The organism is Synechococcus sp. R55.7, assembly GCF_047461955.1.
In the GTDB taxonomy this organism is placed as follows: domain Bacteria; phylum Cyanobacteriota; class Cyanobacteriia; order Thermostichales; family Thermostichaceae; genus Thermostichus.
In genome coordinates this window covers 1-9080 of record NZ_JANSIC010000044.1, presented here as the reverse complement: position 1 = coordinate 9080, position 9080 = coordinate 1, and the positions used below count along the sequence as shown (strand labels likewise).

At 59.4% G+C, this 9080-nt stretch carries 8 protein-coding genes; 6 read left to right on the top strand and 2 right to left on the bottom strand.

The window, feature by feature from the left end; genetic code table 11:
* Positions 1 to 105 precede the first annotated feature (105 nt).
* Both pth and NW820_RS03755 read left to right on the top strand, forming a co-directional pair.
* The gene (gene pth / locus NW820_RS03760; protein ID WP_414406720.1) at positions 106 to 780 is read left to right on the top strand and encodes an aminoacyl-tRNA hydrolase; all 675 of its coding nucleotides are present in this window, start codon (positions 106 to 108) and stop codon (positions 778 to 780) included.
* A gap of 307 nt (positions 781 to 1087) precedes the next feature.
* Complete coding sequence (locus NW820_RS03755; RefSeq protein WP_414406724.1) at positions 1088 to 2554, top strand: cation:proton antiporter; 1467 nt, start codon at positions 1088 to 1090, stop codon at positions 2552 to 2554.
* A gap of 1 nt (position 2555) precedes the next feature.
* Here NW820_RS03755 and NW820_RS03750 read toward each other — a convergent pair whose 3' ends face one another.
* Positions 2556 to 3143 carry an FHA domain-containing protein gene (locus NW820_RS03750; protein WP_414406719.1) on the bottom strand — a complete coding sequence of 196 codons (588 nt, stop codon included), beginning with the start codon at positions 3141 to 3143 and terminating at the stop codon, positions 2556 to 2558.
* Between the two features lie 214 nt (positions 3144 to 3357).
* On the opposite strand from NW820_RS03750, the gene NW820_RS03745 reads away from it, so the two are divergent.
* The 4 genes from NW820_RS03745 (at position 3358) to NW820_RS03730 (ending at position 5734) form a co-directional block, all read left to right on the top strand.
* Positions 3358 to 3582, top strand: a complete 225-nt coding sequence (locus NW820_RS03745; RefSeq protein ID WP_011432364.1) for an NAD(P)H dehydrogenase subunit NdhS — start codon at positions 3358 to 3360, stop codon at positions 3580 to 3582.
* A 34-nt stretch (positions 3583 to 3616) separates the two neighbouring features.
* Positions 3617 to 4360: a low-complexity tail membrane protein gene (locus NW820_RS03740; RefSeq protein WP_414406718.1), complete on the top strand. Its 744-nt coding sequence runs from the start codon at positions 3617 to 3619 to the stop codon at positions 4358 to 4360.
* A 128-nt stretch (positions 4361 to 4488) separates the two neighbouring features.
* A complete protein-coding gene (locus NW820_RS03735; protein ID WP_414344360.1) occupies positions 4489 to 5283 on the top strand; it encodes a hypothetical protein in 795 nt (264 codons plus the stop codon).
* A gap of 193 nt (positions 5284 to 5476) precedes the next feature.
* Positions 5477 to 5734 (top strand): DUF2949 domain-containing protein, encoded by a 258-nt coding sequence (locus tag NW820_RS03730; protein WP_414406717.1) that lies wholly within the window; start codon positions 5477 to 5479, stop codon positions 5732 to 5734.
* Positions 5735 to 5797: 63 nt separating this feature from the next.
* Here NW820_RS03730 and NW820_RS03725 read toward each other — a convergent pair whose 3' ends face one another.
* A complete protein-coding gene (locus NW820_RS03725; protein ID WP_414406716.1) occupies positions 5798 to 9007 on the bottom strand; it encodes an efflux RND transporter permease subunit in 3210 nt (1069 codons plus the stop codon).
* Positions 9008 to 9080 lie beyond the last annotated feature (73 nt).

Genomic DNA, 9080 nt, shown 5'->3' with positions numbered 1-9080 from the left:
CCGGCTGGGTATCTGACACCTTCGGGGCGACCAGCAGCCCAAAAACACGCCAACACCACTCAAAGCAGCGATGCCTTACTTTAGCTCGAGGAGGCGAGAAACGTTGTGACCCAGGTCAAGCCCAAGGGAACCGATGAGATTTCCCTGCAGCTCGTTGTGGGCCTGGGCAATCCCGGCCCTCAATACGCCAATACCCGCCACAATTGCGGCTTTATGGTGGTGGATCGGCTGGCGCAGCGCTGGGGGATCCCGTTGGTTTTGGAGAAGCGATTCCAAGGTAGCTACGGAGAAGGGTTTGCCCTGGGAGGAAAGCGACGCTTGCTCAAGCCGGAAACCTACATGAACCGTTCCGGCCAATCGGTGCGGGCGGTGCTGGATTGGTACAAGTTAGATCTCGCCTCTGTGCTGGTGGTGTACGACGATATGGATCTGCCGCTGGGTCGTCTGCGCCTGCGGGGATCCGGTTCTGCCGGTGGGCACAACGGCATGAAGTCCATCATTCAGCACTTGGGGAGCGAGGCGTTTCCACGGCTGCGTTTGGGGGTGGGCAAACCCAGGGGCAGCCAAGATGTGGTCGGGCATGTGTTGGGGGGATTTGCGCCTGCAGAACAAGAGGTGCTGGAGCGGGTGTTGGATGTGGCGGTAGAGGCCGTGGAGTGCTGCTGGCAAGAGGGACTGAGGACAGCCATGAACCGCTTTAATCCTCTGGATCTGTCTGGGCCATCGTCCGATTTGGATGGATCCAACCCTGCACCGGGCCAAGGCGAGGCTTCCTCCTGAGGAGCAGCTTGTCCTGGATTGCCGGTTCTGAGGGGTTTTCCAGGAGAGGAAGTGGTAAGGGCTTCGTCCTGCTCATGGGAACGTCTGTGGAGACAATACTCCAGATAAGTATCAATTATCTGGAGTATAAGAGTGCCTACCTGGGCGTTGCCAACAGTTCCCAAGGGAGGTTAGCTTCTGTAACAGTCTTCCAGCAGAAGGGCGAAAGGAATGGGAACGGCAGCGTTCCCACCAGGGCCGGCCCGAGACAAAAAGCTGTTCATCATTTGAGGGTGAGATCTTGCTGTTGAACAACCTAGATTCAGTGTTGCTTGCTGTTGAAGCCGCTGCCCCCCTTGAACCGGAAGGGGCTGCCAATCTTTTACCCCTGATCTTGGCGGCGGTGCTGATGGCTCTGGTGGTCATCTATCTGGCCAGCCGTATTGCCGGAGAAATCGCCGTTCGCCTCGGCTTTCCGCCGGTGCTGGGAGAATTGCTGGGGGGCGTTACGGTGGGAACCTCCGCTCTGGGGTTGCTTGTCTTCCCAGAAGGACAAGTTTCCGGCCAAGAGCTGCACACCTTGGCTCAATCCTCAGCACTGATGCAATTTCTGCAAGCCACTGCCGGACTCGACGAGGGATCCCTGGTACAGGTGTTCTCCTCCCAAAGCCAGATCATCGACATCCTCTCCGAGATCGGGGTGATCGTCCTTTTGTTTGAAATCGGCCTCGAGTCGGATCTGGCCGAGCTGTTGCGGGTCGGCCCTCAAGCCGCAGCCGTAGCCGTCATCGGGGTCGCTGTGCCTTTCCTGGCCGGAACCCTGGGCTTGCTCTACCTGTTTCATGTGCCCGTTATCCCCGCCATATTTGCCGGCGCTGCCCTCACAGCAACCAGCATCGGCATCACCGCCCGCGTCTTGGCCGAGCTGCAAAAACTCACCTCCCCAGAAGGACAGGTGATCATCGGCGCCGCCGTCTTGGATGACGTGTTGGGCATCATCATCTTGGCCGTAGTGGCGGGCTTGGCCAAAAACGGAGAAGTCAACCTTTCCGATATTGGCATCATCATCCTCAGTGCCATCCTCTTCTTGGTCGGCTCTATTGTTCTGGGGCGCCTTCTCAGCCCCTACTTTGTGGCCCTTCTCAACAGCCTGAAGACCCGAGGTAACCCCCTTCTGCCCGCCCTCGTGCTGGCCTTTCTGCTGGCTTATGTGGGGCAAATCATTCATCTAGAAGCGATTTTGGGCGCCTTTGCCGCTGGCCTGATCTTGGCCGAAACCGAGAAACGGCAAGAGCTGGAAGAACAGATCAAGCCCATTTCCGACCTACTGGTGCCCATCTTCTTCGTCTGCGTTGGGGCCAAAACCAACCTTGCCGTACTCAACCCCACCCTCCCCGTCAACCGAGAGGGGCTGATCATTGCCGTCTTCTTGATCGGAGTTGCCATTGTGGGCAAGCTAGCAGCGGGCTTGGGGGCCTTTGGCAAGCCGGGCATCAACCGCTACGCCATCGGAGTGGGCATGATTCCCCGGGGTGAGGTGGGCCTGGTGTTTGCCGGTGTGGGGGCCGCCAGTGGGGTTCTCTCCGATGCCCTCGATGTCAGCATCATCGTCATGGTGATTGCCACCACCTTTGTCGCTCCCCTCTGGCTGCGGGGAGTGTTGATTGGGGAAGCCAACTCCCCCTCCCTCCTGGACTTGCAGGCAGAAGCGTCAGAGCAAGAGCGCAAAGGCGGCGCCGACGAGACCGCGTCATCGCTCCCAGACTCAGAACGGGTGGGCATCCCCGAGGGTTAAGTTATCTCAGCTTCCCCCTCAAACGCCCCCAGAGCGTCTGCAACAGCAGCCGCAGCGGATTGCGGCGTTGAGGCTTCACGTCAATTCTCTCCGTCGTCTCCTCTTGGGGCAAAATTGCCTGCATCGAGGGCAGATCAAACCGCTGCATGGTTGTGGAGCGTCGATCCACCACCTCCGCCTTCACGCTGCGAAAGCTTACAGACTGGAGATACTGCTGAAAATCTTCGTCTGACAACCGACGAATGCAGTACTGCATCCGCACCTGATTCCCCAACAGGATCTGATCCCCATCCTTGAGATCCCAGCTCAAACATCTCTGCCCATTCACCGAGACGCCGTTGGTGCTGCGCTTGCCCTCGATATTGCCGTCCAGCAGCCGGTAGGTATACTGGCCATCTTTTTGGGGTAGCCGCAGCAGCAGCGCGTGTTGCCGGGAAACCGCCGCCGAATCGATGACAATCGCATTGCTGGGATCCCTGCCGATGGAATAGGTGGCAGCACTGAGGGCCACAGCCCGCCGTCCTTGTTCATCATCGATCACCAACACATGCCAGATTTGGGAGGGGGAAGACTGTGCGCCGGTAGCCATGGTCTGGGGCCTTGAGGGGGAGCTGGGTTGACCGTCGAAGTTGCAGTACAGGCTCCTTTCCCGTTAGCGGGCTGGCAGCCACACCTCAGCCATTGCCCAACCCTCGGCGAACCGCTGTGGGAAGAAGCTCAACGAGGGGGAGACTCGGCAAGAGAGGGGCTTTCCCCCATAATAGTAAGGCAGAGCTTCTGCAAAAAAAGAGGATAGCTGAAACGTGAACACGACTCCAACCCCAACCCTCCTCGAAGCCCTTCCCCCGATCTACCCCGGCGTTGCCGTCCGGGTCATCAACCCCAACGACACCTACTACTGCTTCGAGGGCCAGGTACAGCGGGTTACCGACAACCATGCCGCTGTCCTCTTTGAAGGCGGCAACTGGGACAAATTAGTCACCTTCCGCCTCACAGAATTGGAAGTGGTGGACAAATCCCGCCCCTAGCCCTGCTCTCCCCTGTCCCTTTTGGCATCTCCCCATGCGCAGCCATTGGCAGGAACCTTTCCTCTGGATCCATGCCGCCGGCATCCTCCTCTTCCCCTTGTGGGTGGGGCTGACCCTGATCGGGCTGGCCACAGGGGATCCCCTCCTGCCGGTGGGGGTAGAGCAGGCCTGGGTGGCCGTGGTGGGCATTGGGCCGGTCTTTGCTATGCAGTGGCGCAAACCGTTTGACATCTTTAGCGTGTGGGTGGCTTCTGTCCCCCCAGAAGAACTCACCCTCGAGCAGCGCCGCATCTTGGCCGCCTTCCTCAGCCCCGAACATAAGATTTTGACGCTGTTGGCGGCAATCCTGATGCTGGAAGTCGGTGAGCGCCTCTACGACTTTGCCCCCCTCTTTGCCCCGCTCACCCCTGGCAACGGCACCCGCCTGGCCGGCCTAGCCATAGCTGCCTTTGGATTTTGGGGATCCAACCTATTCTTGCAGATCCCCATTGCAACGATACGGGTACTCCTCCTCAGCGAGCCGGAGCTGGCCCAAATGGATCCCGTCCCCGTCGAGGAGATTGAAAGCCGCTTCTCCGTCCTCGGCAATCGCCGCAGCCCACTCCTGCAACGGCTGCTGCGCCGCATCTCCGGCCAGGATTCAGAAGGCACCTCGAAAGACCAAAAAGACAAGGTTAAAAACAGAGCGGCAGAAAACCCCCAGCCGGAATCCGAGAAGCGGGATCCCTCTGGGGAAGTTGCCATGCCGGCCCCTGAAACTCCCCCCGATCCCACCTAAGGCAAGCTTCCGCAAAAGCTGTAGCTCAATGTTAGATTGGAAGCAATCCAAGTAGATTGGAAGCAATCCAAGCCCTGTGAAATCCAACCATCGGCATTCCCCTGATCTTCGAGGCTACCGCACCGGCAATGGCGAGCAACTTTTCTTTCCGCTTCAAGCAATTTACCCAACGCCTCAGAGAAACCACCCAACTTCCCCAGTTTTTCACCGATCAAGCCACCAGTGAAACCCAAAACCTCGCTCGGGAGTTGGCTTTGGTTGGGGAATACGCCACTCAGCTTAGCCAAGTGGTGATGGAGGTGGACTTTCTCAACCAGCTCTACACCCGTCTTTTGAACGAGCGGGAAGTGTTGCAGCAGGAAAAAGATCACTTGGAAGCGCGGGTCTTTGAGTTGCAACAGGAACGCAACGAGACGGAGCCCCAGGTGATGTATTTGCGAGAGCAGCTCAGCCAGGCCAGCTTTCAACTGGAACAAACTCAAAACCGGGAACGCAGCCTTAGCGAGCGAGAACGACAGTTGTCGGAAATTGTAGCCCAACTGGAGCGACGGCGGGCTGTACTCAACCAAGCCATCGAAAACCTCACCAATCAAGAGGCCGATTACACCGTTCGCACCAAAGAACTGGAGGCGGTCGTCCGGGAAAACGAAAAGAAAGCCAAGCAGTACCTGGAAGCTGCCAACCACTACCGCGCCTACCTGGAAGAGCTCAATGCGCAAGTGCAAGAAACGCAAGCCAAGCTGAGAAGCCTTGGTGTCGAGCCCAAGCCCGCCGACCTGCCTCGACTTGAGGATCTGGAAAAACCCACCCCCATCCCAACGCCACCCCCTGCCTACACGCCTCCTCTCCCCCAACAGCCCCCCCCATCCCAGCAGAGTGGCTATTGGTCAGATAGTCCCTTCGACGACGACCCCTGGGGATAGACCGTCCTGCCAGGATCTATAAGCCAGCTTTGCGACAAAGCTCAGTCCTCTCTGCCCTAACCGGCCTTGGGAGGGCCTGGGTGGTCACATACCCTGGAAGAAACCTGTTGCAAGGGATCCGCAAGAAGATCCCCAGAATCAGTACGAGGATCCCGATCCTCGACATTCAATCCTTTCCTGCCCGGCCAAACCTATGGAACCGACCCTGCCGGATTTACAAGCCCTTAGCCAATGGGATCGACAGTTCTGCCAGTTTGCTGAGCAGCAACAGCTCCTCAAGCCCAAACAACTGGCTTTGGCCCTGAAGATCCAGCGGCAGCAGCACGGCCCTCTAGCCTTGATCCTCTGGCAGTTGGGCTTTGTGGGCCTGCAACACCTGGCTCAGTTCTGGGAAAAAATGCCCAGCGAAGCCGAGTCCGAACTGCTCGAAGACAGGGCCCTCGGTGGATGAAAGGTGCCCCCTTCCCCCACTCGCTTTTCCGCCAGAAGAGAAGAAGCAAGCAGATCCCTCTTGCTACCCAACGCTGTCGCCACCAGGCAGCAGATCCTTGGGATCCTCCGGTGGGGGCAGATGCGCCAGATCCACAGGTGAAGGGGATCCCCCCAAAATTCGCACCTGGATCCCCTTGATCACGACATAGAGCACCGGCACCACCAGCAAACTGAGCATTGTCGAGACGAACATGCCGCCGATCACCGCCGTGCCCAGAGACTGACGGCTGGCGGCCCCGGCCCCGCTGGCCACTGCCAGCGGGAAAATGCCAAGTATGGTGCTCAAGGCCGTCATGAGAATCGCGCGGAAGCGGGTCTCTGCCGCCTGCACTGCAGCCTTAACCAGGGGGATCCCTTGGGCAACCAACTGGTTGGCAAACTCCACAATCAAGATGGAGTTTTTGCTGGCCAGCCCGATCAACATCACCAACCCGACTTGGCAGAAGACGTCGTTGGTCAAGCCCCGCAGCAGTTGCGCCAAAAGAGCCCCAAGAACCGCCAGCGGCACCGCCAACAAAATGATCAAGGGATCCACATAGCTCTCAAATTGCGCCGCCAGCACCAGGAAGACGAACACCGAGCCCAAAGCAAAGATCAGCGGCGCCTGTCCTCCCGACTCGATTTCTTCCAGCGACAGGCCCGACCACTCGAAGCCAAACCCCTGCGGCAACAACTGGGCGGCTAGAGTTTCCATAGCCCGAATCGCTTGCCCTGAGCTAAAGCCCGGCAGGGCGCTGCCCTGAATTTCCACCGAGCGGAAGAGGTTGAAGTGGTTGATGATGGCCGGGCTGGTGGTCTCCTCCACCTGAACCAGGGTGCTCAACGGCAAGAGCTGCCCCTGCCCACCCCGCACGTAGAACTGGCCGATGCTTTCCGGGTTACCTCGGAATGCTTGATCCGCCTGCACATAGACCCGGTAGTTGCGGTTGAACAGGTCGAAATCATTGACGTAGGTGCCCCCCAGCAGCGTCTGCAGCGTGCCGAAGACATCCAACAGAGGGATCCCCAACAACTGGGCCATCTCCCGATCCACCTGTACTTCTAGCTGCGGCGAATTGGCGTTGAAGGTGGGCGGGTTAATCCGCAAGCCCAAGGGGGGTTGGCCCGGCGGGGGCGGCGAGTTGCCCACAAAAAACAGGGTGTTGGCCGTCTGCTCCAAGAGGTTGAAATCGTTCACCCCCCGATCCTGAAGCTGGAAAGTAAACCCGCCCGCAACCCCCAAATTGGGAATGGCCGGCGGCAGGATCGGGATCACCAATGCGCGGCTGATCCCGCCCAAAAAAGGCCCAAATAGCCGGTTGACAATCGCTTGCGCCGATTGCTCCGGTTGCCGCCGCTCTTCCCAGGGCTTGAGGGTGGCAAAGATCAGCCCATTCCCCGGCGAGGGCCCGGTAAAGCTGAACCCCCCCACGATCACCCGATTTTCGATCTCAGGGATCCCCTCCAAAATAGCGGCGGCCTGCCGGATCACCCTGTCGGTATAGTTGAGGGAAACCCCCGGCGGCCCCTGGACAATGGTGATGAAAAAGCCCTGATCCTCATCCGGCACAAACCCCGTCGGCACAATTTGGAACAGCCAGTAGGTGAGGCCCAAACAGGCAATAAACCCCGTCACCACCAACAGCCGCAGCTTCACCACCAGCTCCAGCAGGCGGCAGTAGGCCGCTCGGATCCCTTCCACGGCGCGGTCAAACCAGCGCAGCAGCCAAAACATCTGCTCTGAGCGGGGGCGAATTAGCAGCGCCGACAAAGCCGGAGCCAAGGTAATGGCATTAAACGTGGACAGCGAAACCGACACGGCAATGGTGACGGCAAACTGCTGGTAGATGCGACCGCTGGTGCCAGGAAAGAAAGCAACAGGCACAAATAGCCCCAGCAGCACCAGCGTCGTGGCGATCACCGCCCCCAACACCTCGTTCATCCCCGCCGAGGCCCCCTGCAGAGGCCGCATGCCGCGGTCGCGGATGTAGCGGGAGATATTCTCCACCACCACAATGGTGTCGTCCACCACCAAGCCAGTGGCCAGGGTGAGGCCGAACAGAGTCAAAGTGTTGATGGAAAAGCCAAACAGGCGCACAAAGGCGAAGGTCCCCAGCAGCGCCACCGGAATTGTAACGGTGGGAATGAGGGTGACGCGCCAATCTTGCAAAAAGATGAACAGTACCAGCACCACCAGGGCAATAGCCTGCAGCAGGGTAAAAATCACCTCCTGCACCGACTCGGTAATGAACAGGGTGGCGTCGAAAGGGATCTCGTAGATCAAGCCGGGCGGAAAACTCTCCGCCAGCTGCGCCAACGTCTGCCGCACCTGCCGCGACACCTCTAGGGCGTTGGCATCCGGTTGTTGGGTGATGGCGATCCCCACCGCCTCCTGCCCCCCGATGCGGAAGAACGTATCGTAGCTTTGGGCCCCCAGCTCTACCCGGCCCACATCGGCAATGCGCACCAAGCTGCCATCGGCGTTGGCCTTGAGAACGATCTGGGCGAACTCCTCCGGCTGCGACAGCCGCCCCGTGGCCTGGACGCTGATCTGAAACTCCTGATCCGGGGGGCTGGGCTGGCCGCCAATTTGGCCGGCGGGCACCTGGATATTCTGCTGGCGCACTGCGTTTACCACATCCAGAGCTGTCAGACCATAGCTGGCCAGCCGCGTCGGATCCAGCCAGATGCGCATGGCATAGGTGCGCTCCCCGAAAATGATGACATCGCTGACGCCGCGGATGCGCCGCAAAGCATCCCGCACAAACAGCTCCGCGTAGTTGCTCAAAAACAGCTCGTCGTATTCCCCCGCCTCTGAGCGCAGCGCCAACACCAGCACAAAGGCGCTGTCGCCGGCCTTTTCCACGCTGATGCCGTTTTGGATCACCTCCGCCGGCAGCCGGCCCTGGGCCCGCGCCACCCGGTTCTGCACATCCACAGCCGCCGTGTCCAGATCCCGATCCGGGCTGAAGGTAACGGTGATCTGGCTGGTGCCGTTGCTGCTGCTCACCGAGGCGATAGACCGTATACCCTCGACGCCGTTGATCTCCTGCTCCAGCACATTGGTTACCGCCGTCTCCACCGTCTCGGCGTTGGCCCCAGGATAAACAGCAGTCACCCTCACCGCTGGCGGCGCCACCTGTGGGTAGTAGTCCACCGGCAGTAGGGGAATGCTCACCGCCCCCACCAGCACAATGATGATGGAGCAGACGCTGGCAAAAACAGGGCGGCGAATGAAAAAGTCAACAAACATAGTCCAGCGCAGTGAGGAGTGAAAGGGGATAGCTGAGTTGGGAAACCGCCGGAGAGAGAGGACCTAGGGCGGG